At 60.5% G+C, this 15,203-nt stretch carries 16 protein-coding genes; 9 read left to right on the forward strand and 7 right to left on the reverse strand.

The window, feature by feature from the left end:
* Positions 1 to 22 precede the first annotated feature (22 nt).
* Positions 23 to 2,260: a redoxin domain-containing protein gene (locus ACILSO_RS00255; RefSeq protein ID WP_395735352.1), complete on the reverse strand. Its 2,238-nt coding sequence runs from the start codon at positions 2,258 to 2,260 to the stop codon at positions 23 to 25.
* 119 nt (positions 2,261 to 2,379) lie between these two features.
* On the opposite strand from ACILSO_RS00255, the gene ACILSO_RS00260 reads away from it, so the two are divergent.
* Complete coding sequence (locus tag ACILSO_RS00260) at positions 2,380 to 3,492, forward strand: hypothetical protein (protein WP_395735353.1); 1,113 nt, start codon at positions 2,380 to 2,382, stop codon at positions 3,490 to 3,492.
* Positions 3,492 to 4,124, forward strand: coding sequence for a hypothetical protein (locus ACILSO_RS00265; protein ID WP_395735354.1), 633 nt, complete (start codon positions 3,492 to 3,494; stop codon positions 4,122 to 4,124). The genes ACILSO_RS00260 and ACILSO_RS00265 overlap by 1 nt, the downstream gene beginning before the upstream one ends.
* Here ACILSO_RS00265 and ACILSO_RS00270 read toward each other — a convergent pair.
* Positions 4,079 to 4,777, reverse strand: coding sequence for a DUF1080 domain-containing protein (locus tag ACILSO_RS00270; RefSeq protein ID WP_395735355.1), 699 nt, complete (start codon positions 4,775 to 4,777; stop codon positions 4,079 to 4,081). The two genes, ACILSO_RS00265 and ACILSO_RS00270, sit on opposite strands and share 46 nt — an antisense overlap.
* A gap of 180 nt (positions 4,778 to 4,957) precedes the next feature.
* On the opposite strand from ACILSO_RS00270, the gene ACILSO_RS00275 reads away from it, so the two are divergent.
* The 3 genes from ACILSO_RS00275 (at position 4,958) to ACILSO_RS00285 (ending at position 6,416) form a co-directional block, all read left to right on the forward strand.
* Positions 4,958 to 5,209, forward strand: coding sequence for a hypothetical protein (locus tag ACILSO_RS00275; RefSeq protein WP_395735356.1), 252 nt, complete (start codon positions 4,958 to 4,960; stop codon positions 5,207 to 5,209).
* Complete coding sequence (locus tag ACILSO_RS00280) at positions 5,206 to 5,412, forward strand: hypothetical protein (protein ID WP_395735357.1); 207 nt, start codon at positions 5,206 to 5,208, stop codon at positions 5,410 to 5,412. Before ACILSO_RS00275 ends, ACILSO_RS00280 begins: the two co-directional genes overlap by 4 nt.
* A gap of 80 nt (positions 5,413 to 5,492) precedes the next feature.
* Positions 5,493 to 6,416 carry a prolyl oligopeptidase family serine peptidase gene (locus ACILSO_RS00285; RefSeq protein WP_395735358.1) on the forward strand — a complete coding sequence of 308 codons (924 nt, stop codon included), beginning with the start codon at positions 5,493 to 5,495 and terminating at the stop codon, positions 6,414 to 6,416.
* On the opposite strand, the gene ACILSO_RS00290 is transcribed toward ACILSO_RS00285, so the two are convergent.
* From ACILSO_RS00290 to ACILSO_RS00310, 5 genes are all read right to left on the reverse strand, one after another.
* On the reverse strand, positions 6,417 to 6,845 hold the full coding sequence (locus tag ACILSO_RS00290) for a hypothetical protein (protein WP_395735359.1): 429 nt from the start codon (positions 6,843 to 6,845) through the stop codon (positions 6,417 to 6,419).
* 6 nt (positions 6,846 to 6,851) lie between these two features.
* Positions 6,852 to 7,157, reverse strand: coding sequence for a hypothetical protein (locus ACILSO_RS00295; protein WP_395735360.1), 306 nt, complete (start codon positions 7,155 to 7,157; stop codon positions 6,852 to 6,854).
* Entirely contained in the window at positions 7,138 to 7,725 is a 588-nt protein-coding gene (locus ACILSO_RS00300; protein WP_395735361.1) for an RNA polymerase sigma factor, read from the reverse strand. The genes ACILSO_RS00295 and ACILSO_RS00300 overlap by 20 nt, the downstream gene beginning before the upstream one ends.
* A 79-nt stretch (positions 7,726 to 7,804) precedes the next feature.
* Positions 7,805 to 8,293 (reverse strand): Spy/CpxP family protein refolding chaperone, encoded by a 489-nt coding sequence (locus tag ACILSO_RS00305; protein WP_395735362.1) that lies wholly within the window; start codon positions 8,291 to 8,293, stop codon positions 7,805 to 7,807.
* Positions 8,294 to 8,314: 21 nt separating this feature from the next.
* Positions 8,315 to 8,695 carry a hypothetical protein gene (locus tag ACILSO_RS00310; RefSeq protein ID WP_395735363.1) on the reverse strand — a complete coding sequence of 127 codons (381 nt, stop codon included), beginning with the start codon at positions 8,693 to 8,695 and terminating at the stop codon, positions 8,315 to 8,317.
* A 146-nt stretch (positions 8,696 to 8,841) separates the two neighbouring features.
* Here ACILSO_RS00310 and folD point away from each other — a divergent pair, with 146 nt between their 5' ends.
* The 4 genes from folD to ACILSO_RS00330 all read left to right on the forward strand — a co-directional run bounded on the left by folD (position 8,842) and on the right by ACILSO_RS00330 (position 15,161).
* Positions 8,842 to 9,714, forward strand: coding sequence for a bifunctional methylenetetrahydrofolate dehydrogenase/methenyltetrahydrofolate cyclohydrolase FolD (gene folD / locus ACILSO_RS00315; protein ID WP_395735364.1), 873 nt, complete (start codon positions 8,842 to 8,844; stop codon positions 9,712 to 9,714).
* A 64-nt stretch (positions 9,715 to 9,778) separates the two neighbouring features.
* Positions 9,779 to 11,338, forward strand: coding sequence for a S10 family peptidase (locus ACILSO_RS00320; protein WP_395735365.1), 1,560 nt, complete (start codon positions 9,779 to 9,781; stop codon positions 11,336 to 11,338).
* Positions 11,339 to 11,347: 9 nt separating this feature from the next.
* Positions 11,348 to 12,835: an arylsulfatase gene (locus ACILSO_RS00325; protein ID WP_395735366.1), complete on the forward strand. Its 1,488-nt coding sequence runs from the start codon at positions 11,348 to 11,350 to the stop codon at positions 12,833 to 12,835.
* Between the two features lie 118 nt (positions 12,836 to 12,953).
* Positions 12,954 to 15,161, forward strand: a complete 2,208-nt coding sequence (locus ACILSO_RS00330; RefSeq protein ID WP_395735367.1) for a DUF1549 domain-containing protein — start codon at positions 12,954 to 12,956, stop codon at positions 15,159 to 15,161.
* The last annotated feature ends 42 nt before the right edge of the window (positions 15,162 to 15,203 follow it).

The raw sequence follows: 15,203 nt of genomic DNA on the forward strand, positions 1-15,203 counted from the left end.
AGCTCGTGGCCTTAAGAACCTGTCACTTGTCAGCCACCACCGGATTCAGCGGTGTGTAGTGCTCCATGTAGCCGATCATCATTTCATCAAACGTCTGCTGCCCCCAGCGCACCGTTTTGGTGGCGTCCGGATTGGCTGGATTTCCGGTGCTGTTGTCGTACACCGCGGTGATTTTCACCGTGCTTCCGCGCGGCAGGAAATGCGGTGTCGCGTAGTCATACCGCAGCTGCCAGTTGAAGTCGTATTTGGGAATGTCCAGCAGCGTCTCGGTTTTGCCATCCGGCAGGGTGACCTCAAATTTGAACGCCTTGCCGCGAACATGCATGTGCGCCATCCACGCCATCACATTGATGTCCGTGGGCAGCTTGCGCGATGCTGTTTCGACGTGATCGGCCTCCCCCGGAGGAATGCTGATCCGGGCATTGGGCAGACCGGTCGTGTGAATGACGTATTTGGGCGGTTCTTTCGAAAAGAGCAGCCCCATGCGCACGGTGTCTTCCACGGCTTTTCCGTTGGGGGTGTAGTGGATCTGAAAGCTCACCGTGGCTCCTGCAGGCAGCTTGCGTGCAAAGCCCTCGGGGTAGACCTGCTTGGAGTTACCGGGGACATACGCGGCCCAGTAGCCTTGCGAACCTTCCTCCCCGCCCTGGCTCACACGGCTGCCTTTCGCAAACACGCTCACGATCACATGGTGCACCACCTCGCGTGCTGTTGGCAGGATCTCATAGCCGCGCACCCAGCGGTCCTCAGGAAAATCCGTGGTCACCGTCACATGCTGGTAGGGCATGGTGCCCTCGGCTTTCACAGAAACCGGTCGCGCTCCGGCAATGATCGCATCCGGTTTGCCGATCGTCCACTCCCCCTGAAATACTCGCGGCTTGGGTGCCTCTGCCACATCGCCCTTGGCACGGTCAGAACCCAGCCAGGCGAGAAGATCATTGCGGTCGCGCTCGGAGAGGGAGCGGTCATTGGCCCAAGGAGAATGCGCCCTGCCCTCCAGCGGCGCGGCAAACCATGGCGGCATGGCACCACGCTCCACCTGCTTGCGGATCATGCCCGCGTGCTCGATCACCGCCTCGTACGAGTCGAGTGCAAACGGTCCCACACCTCCCTTATGGTGGCACTCCACACAATTGGCCTGCATGATGCGCGCCACGTCACGGTGGTACGTCACGGACGTGCTGGCGGCGGCGACCTTTGCAGGCAAATCCAGCGCACAGCCCGGCGCACTGGTCGCAACCAGATCGGCCGGCTCTCCCTTGAGCATCGCAGCCACGGCATCACGCAGGTAGTGATGCTGCGCTGCGTTCTTCGTGTAGCCAAGACCATACTGATCATTCAGCGCACCGCGATAGACCAGGGTACGCGTTGCATCGAGCAGGAAAACCTCGGTGGTGGTGGTCGCCGCCAGTTGTTGTGCCAGTTTGCCATCCGCATCGACGGCCACCGGAGATACCAGCTTGTGGTCGGCAATGAACTTGGTGATCTCGTCGGTCTTCTGCCCTGGAGGTGCATTGACCAGCAGCATGCCCACGCCCTGTTCCTTCAGATCCTTCTCCAACCTCGCTGCCTCCGGCGCAAGCTTGCCGCTGATCGGGCAGGTGGCGCTGAACAGTGCGATCACGAGGCCGTTCTTTCCAGCGGCGCTGGTCAATTTGATTTCTGCGCCCTTCAAATCTTTCAGGGTGGCATTCTCCACCATGCGGCCCACCCCATGCTCGCTGCCTTTCAGCAGTTGCGGCGCTTCCTTGAAGGTAGGGTCTTCGGAGGCAGGCTTGATCGGGCTTGCCGTCGCCGTGCTGCTGCTCTCCCCGCCGCCGCGTTTGCGCAAGGTTGCGATCACTTTTTCAGCTTCATCAAGGGTCACGCTGCCGTTCTTGTCCGTGTCCAGGCCGTTGAACCATTTCTGGTTGGGAAGTTCATCGGCCGTCAGCTTTCCATCGCTGTTCTTGTCCAATCGTTTGAAAAGGACCCCAGTGGGCTCGTCTCCGATTCCGGCGGCCGGACTGCCTGCGAGTTTGCGCATTTTCTGCACCGCTTCCAGCGCCTCGGCGCGTGTCAGCCTGCCGTCTTTGTTCAGGTCCAGCCGGGGAAGGTAGCTGGCACCGTTCATCTCGTCTCCGCTGATGATGCCGTCGCTGTTCGTGTCGAACGCCTTGAATTTTTCGTCGAATTCAGCGAGCTGTGCCTGCGCGCGCAGAACGGCGACGGAGCCGGCCAGCGCCGCGGTGCCGAGGAGGATGGTGAGGACTTTTTTCATGGGAAAGTGCATGGGAACACGCTGTGTGACCTGAAGTTTCCTGCCGTATGACAGGATCATCCAGCAAAATCGCGGTTGTACGATTGACGCTGCCGCCCGGCTTCGTTTGAATCCGCCTGATGAGCAACCGCATTCTCTCCCTCCTGTCCGTCATGGCCCTGGCCGGCACCGCTGCCGCCGAAGTGTCCTATGAATTCGTCCCAAACTTCATCACTCCTCCTGCCGGCAAGGAAACAATCGGCGACGGTCATGGCGAAATCGCGGTGGACTCCGCCGGTAACATTTACGTCAGCGTGCAGGACAAGGACCCCGCGCTCGCAGGCCTGCAGGTGTATGGCAAGGATGGCAAGTTCATCAAAACCCTCCCTCTGCCCCCTTCCCTTCACGGCTTTGTGATCCGCAAGCTCGGCAATGAAGAGCACATCTACGCAGCAGTGCTGAATGAAGCCCGCGTGATCAAATGCAAGCTCGATGGCACCGTGGTCATGGAAATCCCCACCAGCGCCTTCCCGGCCGAGCAGCGCGATTTCGTCACCGTGAGCAAGAGCGATGAAGCGGATCCGAAAAAGAAGACCACTCTTGCCGCCGGCGTGAAGGTCGCGGATTCCAAAACCGAAATCACCGTGAAGCAGGCCGATGGCACCGAGAAAAAAATCGCCAAGGAAAAGGGCGTCTCCGCCGGCGGCGGTCTCCGCCTGACCAACTGCGATGTGGCTCCCAACGGCGACATCTACGTCGTCGATGGCTACGGCCGCAGCTTCATCTTCGTCTTCAGCGCCGATGGCAAGTTCAAGAGCGTCTTCGGCGGCCCCGATAAACCCCTCGCCCTCGCCAACGCCCACAAGATCTTCATCGACACCCGCTTCCAGCCCGCCCGCGTGATGATCTGCGACCGCGGCCACAAGCGCATGCTGCACACCGATCTGGCTGGCAATTTCATCGGAGAGATCGCCACCGAAATGCGCAACCCCAGCTCCGCCAGCTTCCATGGCGACCTGATGTGCGTGGCTGAAATCGCCGGCAACGTCAGCGTCTGGGACAAGGCCAACAAGCGCGTGGCCGACCTTGGCACCAGCCCTGATCCGACCAACACCCCCGGCATCGCTCCCAAAGACTGGAAGCAGGGCGTGGTGACCAGCCCGCATGGCATCACCTTCGACAACGACGGCAACATCCTCGAAACCGAGTGGAACAAGTGGGGCCGCGTGCTGAAGTGGAACGTGAAGAAATAATGATGCGCCTCGCGCGATCCATCATCCTCATTCTCGCCGCAGGGGGAGCCGTTCTGGCCCCCCTGTGTGCTTTGGGGCATGGCACAGAATTTTTGAGCGCCAAGCTCACTCTCCTTCCCGACGCCGAAGTCCTCCTCGAAATCACCGCCGACTACGGCGGCAATCCCATGATGGCGGACGAATCCGCCGCTCTCGAGGCCCTGGCCGATCCCATCCGCCTGCGCCAGCGCGATTCTCTCACGCCCTTGAATTCCCTGGGAACGGCGAAGATTTCCCAGCACCAGAACTGGGCCGAATACGCCCCAGCCTCCTATCTCCCCTCGGATATTGAGGGCGGAGACCATTCCCTGATCACTTCCGCCTGGCGCTGGCGCAGCTCAGAGCCGGAGATCGTCTTTGAAATGCAAAAGGGCAAACTCCACGACGTGCTGCTCTGGACCCAGGACGCCACGCACCCTGAAGCCCCGCCCCGGTGGATGCTCCTGCTGGCAGGAGACCGTTCCCGCCCCATTCCCATCCAGCTCCCGCCATGGTGGCGCAGCTGGATGGTGGCCGCCGTAGCAGGCGGCCTGCTGTTGCTGGCCGCTTACTTCGTCTCGCGGAACTTCACATTGCGCCAGCGCACGCTGTAAGGGCCGGTGCCGGCCTTGATGCCGTGCACCTGGAAGCCGATGTAGCCTTCCGGGTCATTGGGCTGCGTGAAGTCAGCTGTCGGCACGCTGTTGATAAAGCTCTGGTAGTGATCTCCCTTCACCACGATGCGGTAGTGGTTCCACTCGCCCTTTTTAAAGGCAGCCTTCGCCGCATCCGTGCGCACGGCATTCGTATTCGTTAAAATGCTCCACCAGGTACCGCGACGTGCCTCGTCGTAAAAATTACCCGCCGAGCCATCGATCGAGATCTCGCACTGCGGTCCATACAGGCGACCCGCTGGCAGCTTGCCCTTGGCGCCTTCAGGCACCGGATCGCCCTCTTTGGCGATGTGGCTTCTCACCTGCACGCCCGAATTGAGCGCGTCATCCACATTCACCTCAAACTCGAGCTCGAAATCCTTGAAGGGCCCAATGGCCAGGAAGGTGTTCGGACTGCCCTCGGTCGTCGTGCCGGTGAGCACTCCGTTTTCGACTTTGTAGGTGGCTTTGCCGCTGATGACCTGCCCGCCTTGCAGCGAACCATCCGCGAACCACTTCTGCCAGCCATCTTCCCCCTGCGTTTGAGCATTCAGGTTCAACAGAGCAGCACCCAGAAGGGCAACGGACAGGGAAATGGAGAGGAGTTTTTTCATAAGTTGGGCGGCTTTGAACGCCGCTCGCCGCCTCTTTTCATCGCATAACCACCAGATGCTTAATAAACCTTAAATAAAACAGCGGTTTTAATGGGGTTAAAACCCCAAATAAATCGAAACCAACCTTGACCATCGGGTCAGGTTGGAATTAAAATGGGGTTATTACCCGGTTATTATTGGATGGCCCGCCCTTCAAACACCTTCGATTCACTCTCGCTGACGATCGCGATCACCCCGCAGATCAAGCAGTACCTCGAAGACATGACCTTGAAGGGCACGTTTGGCAGCAGCCCCGCCGAGGCGGCGAGGATGCTTCTGAGCAATGGGATTGATGCCATGTTGAACTCGGGGGCTTTGGACAGACGCAAATGGACTCTCAAGAACGGCGAACTCGTTCTTCTGACGCCGGATCAACCTTCCCTCTCCTCATGACACTGCAACACGATCTTCAGGCTGATTCCACCGTCTTCTCCACCCTCGTCGAAGTCGAAATGACCGACACCGACCGCAGCAAAAAAGGCAACTGGAAGTCCGAAACGCGCCTCTCGATGCTCTCACACGAAATCACCCGCTACATGCCCGAGCTCGCCGCCATGCTGGCCGAAGGCGGCAGGCAGAAGCTGATGGCGGCTTAAAACTTTGGCGTAACTTGTTAGGTAAGAAGTCCAATGATTCTACGTGATCCGACGTTGATCATTCCGAATCCTACCCAACCATGCCTCGCTCGCTTCTTTTCTCCCTCCTGCTGCTCGCCACCCTTCCCCTCCAGGCCCGCGAATGGACGTCCTCCGACGGGCGGAAAATCCAGGGCGACTATGTCTCCGCCACCGCCGCGGATGTAACGGTGAAAATAGCGGGAAGAGACACCCGCATTCCGCTCTCCCGGCTCTCAGCAGCTGATCAGGCTTGGGTGAAGGAGCAGGCCGGCAAGCCTGCGGGAGCCGGCAAGCCCATTGAAGGCCCGTTTGCCCCGCTGTTCACCGGAGACTGGGCTTTGTCCAAATTCAAAGACCTGCCCTTCGCGCTCTACGGAGCAAAAGAACTCGATGCCTCCAAGAAGTACCCGCTCGTCCTCGTCCTGCATGGCAAAAGCCCCAATGACGAAAATGGCAAGCAGGTCGGCGGCTGGACCAAAAGCTTCACCACGGAAGCCCACTACGCCAAAAACCCCTGCATCATCGTGGCACCGCTGTGTTATCAGCCCTTCGGCATCACCGGCTCAGGCTGGAGCGCCAAACCGGGGACGGAAGCCGTCGCCATGGTCAAAGAACTGATGAAGTCCCTGCCCATCGACAAGGACCGCGTCTATTGCGTCGGCTATTCCATGGGCGGCTTCGGCACCTGCCACCTCATCAACGCCGAGCCACGCCTCTTCGCCGCTGGCGTCGCCGTGGCAGGCTGCACCGGCCCTGAAACAGCGGACACCTTTAAAAAGGTGCCCCTCTGGCTGTTCCACGCCGCCGATGACTCCAATGTGAAGGTCGATTACTCCCGCGCTCTCGCTGAGGCCCTGAAGCGCGACAAGGAATGCAAATACACCGAATACCCCACCGGCGGCCACGGCATCGTCGGCAAGGTGTTTGAGGAGGAAGAGATGCACGCCTGGCTTTTCGCCAAAGGTGGCACGGTTAAAAAGTAGTCACGGCTTCTCCTTCATCAGCCCCCACGGCCCCAGGCGCTCGGCGGCTTTCTTGCGCAGCATCGCCTGCTTCTCAGCGGGCAGGTGCTTGCAAAGCCGGTCCAGGGAATCATCCACATTCGCCCCGGCCTTCTGCCACATTTCATGGCGCAGCGTTTTAAACTCCGCCGCTGTTTGCTGCAGCTCCCCATGCACCGCTCGGCGCTCGGTTTCAGTGAGATCCAGCTCCGCCACCATCAGCGCTTCGATCTTGCTCACCACCCGGTCCATCGGCGCATGATCTTCATTCGGATGCGCGATGGCATGCTGCGCGATGCGGCGCACAACCAGAAGCCCGCCGCCGATGCCGCAGCCAGCGCCAAGGACGAAGACCAGCAGCAGCAGTAGAACGGCTTTCCAGCGCGATGTCGTGGGAGATGAAGTGCTCATGAGGTGTCAAATGTCAGCGAGTACCGGCCCCTGAATCTGCCAGATCCAGCTCAGTTCATTCACGGCCTCAAAGCTTTCGCGGCAGGCCAGCGCTGCCATCAAAGCGAGCACCGCAAAGCCGGTGCGCAGCCAGCCGGAGCGGCATAGGCTGAGCACATCATCCAGCAATGAAGCCGCTGGCACCTGCGTCTTCGGCGAGCTGATCTCCGCGCGGACCGCCGCACGCATGTCGATGTCCGCCGGCGCACCTGCCGAGCGTGCCTGCTGCGCGAGCTGCTCCCAGGACTTGGGTTTAGGTGAGGGTGTATCCATGGCGTGTAAGAATGGTTTTAAGTCGCTGCCTTGCGCGGAAGGCTTTCACCTTCGCTTTGACTTTGCTCCAGCCAAAATGCGCCGCGATTTCATCCAGCGGCATCTGCTCCAGGTGCAGCAGCGTCAGCAGCGCCCGGTCATCCGGCGGCAGGTGGGAAAGAATGAACTGTGCCCCTGCCAGCGAGTCATTCGCGGTGGCGCTTTCCTCGCTGGCGATGTGATCCAGCGGATGCGATTCCTCCGTCGGCTGCACCAACCGCGAAAAGGGCGAGCGCTGATGCCTGCGGCAAAACTCCAGCCCGATGTTCGCCGCGATGCGCTTCAGCCAGTGCAGAAACGGCCGGTCCGGTCGCCACTGCGGCAGCGCCCGCCACGCACGCACAAACGTCTCCTGCACCATGTCCTCTAGGTCGGCACGATTGGTGGCGAAGCGATGCAGCATGGCGGTCATGGTGGACTGATGGCGTGTGATGATTTGATCAAAGGCATCCAGATCTCCCGCCTGCGCCGCCTGCACCAGGACGAGGTCATCGTCCACAGGCCTTTCAGTTTGGGTGGCGGCGGTCACGGCAGGTGATGCAGATAGTTCCAAAACACAGAATGGCAACGAGGCGGAGCACGCCTCGTTGCCGTGGGATCAGTCACAGTCAGCGCAACGCCGAAGCAAGCGCACTGTCCACCAAGCTTTCGATTTCGCTGTGCGCCTCCTCCAGCTGTTTCTGCTGCTCCGGCGTCAGCAGCGGCCGCATCTGCTTGGCGATGCGCGCCATCAGCAGTGCGCGATCACGTGCCGCATCGCCGATTTTGTCCGCCGCGGCCTTAGTGCTCCCATTTTCTTTCACCGCCTTCTCCATCGCACGGCGGGCGTCACGGCCCTCAGTGATCTGAGCACGGATTTCTTCACGATGCTCTGCGAGGATTTTGCTGAGCGCCGTCTTCTGCTCATCGCTCAGCGGGGTCTGCTTGCGGAAGTTCAAAAAGTGCCGCGCCGCCGTGCGCACAATATCACGGATGGAGGAGCGGGTTTGATCAGGGATGATACCCTCCCCGATGTCAAAACTGCGGCCAAATGCCATCGCAGGCACCGCCGCGGCCAGGCCAAAAACGGCCAGGAGGGACAAAGTGAGTGTTTTCATAGTAGGTCAGGGAGCGAGAAGTTATTTGTTTCTGGTAGTCGTCGTCGTTTCCGACTTCGTCTGACCGTTTGCTCCCGTCGCGCTGCGCGTCGCAGTACGGGTGCCGTCGGCGTGCGTCACGCTGCCGCTGGTCGTCGCTGTCTTTCCATTCGGGCCGGTCGCGGTTCCGGTGGAGGTGCGGCCGTTGGCCGTGCGGTTCACTTGCTGGCTGTCAGTCACCGTGCGACCCTTGGCCCCCGTGGTGGTGGCGGTGCGGCTGGCTGCGCCACGCGTGACGTTTCCCGCCACAGCACGCGAGCCCGTACCACGTTTGCCGGTGAAGGAGGAGCTGCGGCCAAAGTCTCGCGCCTGCACGCTGCCGAGGCTGAGACCGAGAGTGATGAGAATAAGGATGCTTTTCATGATGTGTTTTGGGTTTGAGTCAGTCGCGGCCTTATCGCCGCACACTGACCCGAATGCCGCCCTCACCGCGGCGGTTACAGAAAAATCCGCGCACGGTTTTTCCCCTCGGCGGTTGACTCGCCGCCCCCCATGCACCACCAGAAAAGATGCAGCTCATCTCTGGACCCGCCGTCGCCGAAAAAGTACTCGAAGAATGCCGCCGTGACATCGCGGAACTCGCCGCGCAGGGCCGCAAGCCTGGGCTCGCCGTCGTCCTCGTTGGCGACGATCCCGCCTCCCGCGCCTACGTTCGCTCCAAGGACAAAAAGTGCCGCGATCTCGGCCTGCACTCCGTGAAGCTCGAACTCCCCGCCACCACCACGCAGGAGGAGCTGCTCGCCCACGTGCATGCTTTGAACAACGACCCTGCCATCCACGGCATCCTCGTGCAAAGCCCGCCGCCCAAGCACATCGATGAAGCCGCCATCGTGCGTGCCATCGATCCCGCCAAGGACGTGGACGGCTTCCATCCCGTGAACGTCGCCAAGCTCGCCCTTGAAGATCCCACCGGCTTCGTCCCCTGCACGCCTCTGGGCTGCCAGCGCCTGCTCATCGATGCCGACATCGAAACCAGCGGCGCGCATGCTGTCGTTGTGGGCCGCAGCATGATCGTCGGCAAGCCAATGGCCCTGCTTCTCATGGCCAAGGGCAAAGGCGGAGACGCCACCGTGACCGTCACGCATTCTCGGACGAAGGATCTCGCCGCAATCACTAAAACGGCGGATATCATCATCGCCGCCATTGGCCGCCCCCATTTCATCAAGGCAGAGCATGTGAAAGAGGGCGCCGTCGTCATCGATGTGGGCATCAACCGCGTGGACGATCTCTCCAGCGAAAAAGGCTACAAGCTCGTCGGCGATGTCGCCTTTGATGAGGTCGCGCCTAAATGCCGCGCCATCACCCCCGTCCCCGGCGGCGTCGGTCCCATGACCATCGCCATGCTCATGGCCAACACCATCAAAGCCTGCAAGCAGGCCTGATCGCGCCGGATTCGTGAGAATTTGATTCTCAAGATGTGACGTGCGTGCCATGGTTCCGGTTACCATGCGTATCCGACCGACCCTTTTCACCTCCGTGCTGGCTCTCGCGTTGCCAGTTTGTCTAGCCGCCGAAGAAGCCAAGCCCAAGCCTCCCGAGGCCCCGCCTGCGGAGAAAAAAGACGGCGACAAAAAGGAAGAAAAGAAAGACGAGAAGAAGCCCGATGGCGACAAGCCCGTCGTCACGTCTGGCAAGGTGACCATCGGCGGGAAGGAAATCTCATACGAGGCCAAGGCCGGCACCCTGCCGATTCTCAAGCCGGACGGCAAACCTTCGGCTCAGGTCTTCTACACCGCCTACACCATGAAGGATGTGAAGGACGCCACCACACGCCCCGTCACCTTCTGCTTCAATGGCGGCCCAGGCAGCAGTTCCGTGTGGCTGCACCTCGGCGCCTTCGGCCCCAAGCGCGTCGATCTCCCCGCCGACGGCCTCACCCCTCCCATGCCTCCCGGCGGCTTGGTCAACAACGACTTCTCCCTGCTAGATGTGACGGACCTCGTCTTCATCGATCCGGTGAACACCGGCTTCAGCCGTGCGGAAGATCCCAAAAACGTCAGCGAATTTCTTGGCGTCCACGAAGACATTCAGTGTGTCGGCGAGTTCATGCGCCTCTGGGTCACCCGCGAGCAGCGCTGGCGCTCGCCCAAGTTCGTCGCCGGAGAAAGCTACGGTGGTATTCGCGGCGGCGGTCTGGCGCAGCATTTGCAGGAGCGCCACCGCATGTACCTCAATGGCGTCATCATCGTTTCCGGCCTGTTGGACTATGCCACGCTGGTCCCAGGCCCTTTGAACGAAACGCCCTTCTTGGTGGGCCTGCCCGCAATGACCGCCACGGCGCATTACCACAAGAAGCTGGCTCCAGATCTGCAGGCAGACTTTAAAAAGGCCGTGGCAGAAGCCCGCACCTTCGCCTTTGGCGACTACGCCAGCGCCCTGCTCAAAGGCAGCGACCTGAGCAAGGCCGAACGCGATGCCGTGATCAAAAAACTGGCGCGCCTGACCAGCCTTGAGCCCACATTGATCGATCAGCATGAGCTGCGCATCGACAGCGGCCTGTTCCGCGAAATGCTGCTGCGCAAAGAAAAGCTCGTGCTCGGCGCCTACGATGCCCGTGTCACCGGCAGTGACGGAGACGAGTCGCAGAATCACCCGCAGATCGAGCCCTTCATGCGCGTGGTCGGCAGCATCGCCGCCGCCTCCATGAATGCCTACCTCCGCGAAGAGCTGCACTATGAAAAGGACCTCCCCTATGAAGTGCTGGCTCCGCTGCCAAACTGGAACCACGGCAAGGGCAACAGCTACACCAGCGTCAGCGGCCAGCTCGCCAGCGCCATCACCCAGAATCCCCACCTCCGAGTCCTGGCCCTGGTCGGCTGGAGGGATTTGGTGACGCCACCGGACAACATGCTCCTCAGCGTCCGCCAGATGCAGCTGCCCGAGCAGCTGCGCGGCAACATCGAGTTCGCCGAATACGAGTCCGGCCACATGATGTACACCAACCGTCCGGACATGGAGAAGATGCATACGGACATCGCCGCATTCATCGCCAAGGCCCTCAAATAATCCTGCGGTATGAAATCGATGCTTTTCCTCACTCTGGCGGCCACCGCGGCCTTTGCCGCGGATAAACCGAATGTGGTGCTGCTCTATGCCGACGACCTCGGTTACGGCGATGTTTCCTGCTATGGCTCGAAAACGATCTCGACGCCTCACATCGACAAACTCTCGGCCGCAGGCCTGCGCTTCACGGATGGACACTGCTCAGCTGCGACCTGCACTCCGTCCCGGTTTGCCATGCTCACCGGCGAGTACGCCTTCCGGCAGAAAGGCACCGGAATCCTGCCAGGGGATGCCAAAATGATCATCCCCCCAGGCCGGGCTACCCTGGCCTCCGTTTTCAAAGGAGCTGGCTATCAGACCGCCGTGGTAGGAAAATGGCACCTCGGACTCGGCGATGGGGAGCTGGACTGGAATCAGGAGATCAAACCCGGACCGACCGAGATCGGTTTCGACCACTGCTTCATCATGGCCGCCACCGGCGACCGCGTGCCCTGTGTATATGTGCAAGACCATCGCATCGTCGGGCTGGATCCCTCGGATCCCATCCAGGTCAGCTACAAGCAGCCCTTTCCCGGCGAACCCACCGGCAAGGCCAATCCTGAACTGCTGCGCGTGCACCCGAGCCACGGCCATGACATGGCGCTGATCAACGGCGTCAGCCGCATCGGCTACATGAAAGGTGGGAAAGCCGCCATCTGGAAGGACGAAGACATGGCGGACACCTTCACCACCCAGGCGGTCAAGTTCATTGAGGCGAGCAAGGGCGGCCCCTTCTTCCTCTATTTCGCCGCGCACGATCCTCACGTGCCGCGCGTGCCGCACCCGCGTTTCGTGGGTAAAAGTGGCATGGGTCCCCGTGGAGACGCCATACTGCAGTTCGATGACAGCGTGGGGACCATCCTTACGGCGCTTGACCGCCTCGGTCTCGCAGAGAACACCCTCGTTCTCCTCAGCAGTGACAACGGCCCCGTGGTGGATGACGGCTACCAGGACGACGCCGTCGCCAAACTTGGCGCACACAAGCCCGCCGGCCCCCTCCGCGGAGGCAAGTACAGCGCCTTTGAGGGTGGCACCCGCGTTCCGTTCATCGTCCGCTGGCCCGTACGGGTAAAGCCCGGCGTGAGTTCCGCCCTGGTCTGCCAGGTTGACTTTCCCGCGAGTTTTGCGGCATTGACCGGCCAGAACGCACCGGGGACGGCATCGGACAGCCAGAATGTCCTCTCCGCCTTGCTCGGTGAAGACCCGGTTGGCCGGAGCGAGCTGCTCGAACAGGGGGGACCCGTTGCCCTCCGGCAGGGTAGCTGGAAGTACATCCCCGCCAATGCTGGTATGGCCAGGAACAAAAACACCAACAGCGAGACAGGCAACGCCCCCGACGCCCAGCTCTATGACCTCTCCAAGGACCTTGGGGAGACCCAAAACCTCGCCAAAAGCGACCCATCTCAGGCCCAAAACATGGCCGCGGCCTTGGAAAAGGCCCGTTCCACCTCCGCAAAATAGGGTGTTTACCGCCTCTGCTCTTGCCGAAACCGCAAAAAAACAGCAAATTTCTCTAATTGAGGGTCCATCCGGCGCGTTTGTGCCGCTGGAAGTATTTCCCCTTTCATTCCACACCACCATGAAACAAACCACGAAACTGCTCAGCAGCCTGCTTGTTTCCGCACTCGTTGCGTCTTCCGCCATGGCGGAAGTCCGCACCTGGACGGACACCTCCGGCCGCCAAGTCACCGCCTCATTCATCGGCCTCGATGGTGAGAACATCATCCTGCAAACCGCAGACGGCGCCACTCACAAGTTCCCGCTGACCAAGCTGTCGGCAGAGGATCAGGCGCTGGCGAAAAGCATGAAGCCTTCGGACCAGCCGGTGATGCTTGCCAATGCCACGGTGGCCCAGGCCTCCGCCGCCATCGACAAGCTCGTGGCCAACGGCCTTGTTCGTGCCAATCCTGAGCGCGCCAAAGGTGGCAAGAAGCCCATTACCGGCTTCAACCCCATGGCCAACGACGAGCAGTTCGTGCGCCGTGTTTACCTCGACATCGTGGGCCGCATTCCAAACTATGCGGAAGCCATGCAGTTCATTCAGGACTCCAATCCGAACAAGCGCGCCAAGCTGATCGACATGCTGCTCGACAGCCCTGGCTACAACAGCAACACCTTCAACTACTTCGCGGAAATGCTCCGCGTGAAGGACCGCCTCGAACAGGACAACCTCCGCGGCGTCCCCTACATCAACTGGATGCAGCACTCCATTGAGAAGAACACCACCTGGGACAAGATGGTCTTTGAAATGCTGACCGCCAAAGGCAAGATGTGGCAGGACGGCGCTGCAGGCTATCTCCTCCGTGATGCCGGCATGCCTCTCGACAACCTGGCCAACACCCTCGCCGTGTTCCTTGGCACAGACGTTGCCTGCGCTCAGTGCCATGACCATCCTTTCTCCGACTGGACCCAGCACCAGTTCTATGAAATGGCCTCCTTCTTCGGCGCCACCACCACCAACATGCGCGCCAAGGAAAACCGCAAGAGCAAGGATTCTGGCATGACCGCCATGAACGCCATGCGGGACCTGATGCCCAAGATCGAAGAAATGGTCACCAAAGGCGGCGGCGACATCAAGCGCATCCGCAATGGCATCCAGAACTACATGGGCGCCAACCGCTTCATCGTCGGAGACACCGACACCAACAGCATGAAGCTGCCGCATGACTACAAGTATCCGGACGCCAAGCCCAACGACCCGGTTGAACCCAAGTTCATCACCTGGAGCAAGAACGACAAAAACCTTCCTGCTTACAAGCAGAAGATGAAGTCCGCTGAAGAGCTTCGCCCCGCCTTTGCTCACTGGGTCACCGACCCCTCCAATCCTCGCTTCGCCATGGCCATCGCCAACCGCATGTGGAAGCGTGCCTTCGGCCAGGGCATCTCTGAGCCTGTCACCAACATTGACGATCCCAAGCAGTCCGTGAATCCGGAGCTCCTCATCCACCTGGCTGAGGAAATGAAGCGCGTGAAGTTCGACATCAAGGCTTTCATGCGCATCCTCTACAACACCCGCGCCTACCAGTCCGAAGCCACCTCCGAGAAGATCGCCATGGGCGAGCCCTACTACTTCCAGGGCCCTCTTCTTCGCCGCATGAGCGCTGAACAGGCCTGGGACTCCTACATGACCCTCGTGCTCGGCGACCCCGACAAGTATGCCAAGCCGCTGGAAGACCTCTACAGCCGCTCCATCGACCTCGATCTGAGCAACCCCAAGCTGGACGCCCAGACCGTGCTCGTGAAGTATGACGCCTTCCGCAAGATGGCTGAAAAGGAACGCGCCCTCAACGGCGGCACCCTGGCTGACGCTGGTGGCGACGACATGATGATGGACACCAAGGCCAAAGGAAAAGGCAAGGCCGAAACCAAGTCCGGCGGCGACATGATGGAAAACGCCACCCTCACCTACAACGGCATGATCCTTCGTCGTGCGTCCACCTTGGAGCAGCCCGCCCCCAACGGCCACTTCCTCATCGACTTCGGCCAGTCCCCCCGCGCCCTCATCGACGGCAGCGTCAAGACCGGCTCGGTTCCCCAGGTGCTCATGATGATGAACGGCAAGGCGCAGGCGATGCTCACCAGCTCCGATTCACTCATCTTCCGCACGATGGAAAAAGTGAAATCTCCGCCTGAAAAAGTGGAAGCTCTGTTTGTCTCCGTCCTTAGCCGCCGCCCGACGCTTGCGGAGAAGGACATCGCCAAGCGTGCGCTCTCCGGTGGCGATGACGGCTACGCCAACATGATATGGGCGCTCATCAACACCCGCGAGTTCATCTTCATCCAGTAATTTCAAACAGAACAAACCACTAAATACAACGCGCTTAACTTA

The organism is Prosthecobacter sp. (assembly GCF_044226605.1).
GTDB lineage: Bacteria > Verrucomicrobiota > Verrucomicrobiia > Verrucomicrobiales > Verrucomicrobiaceae > Prosthecobacter.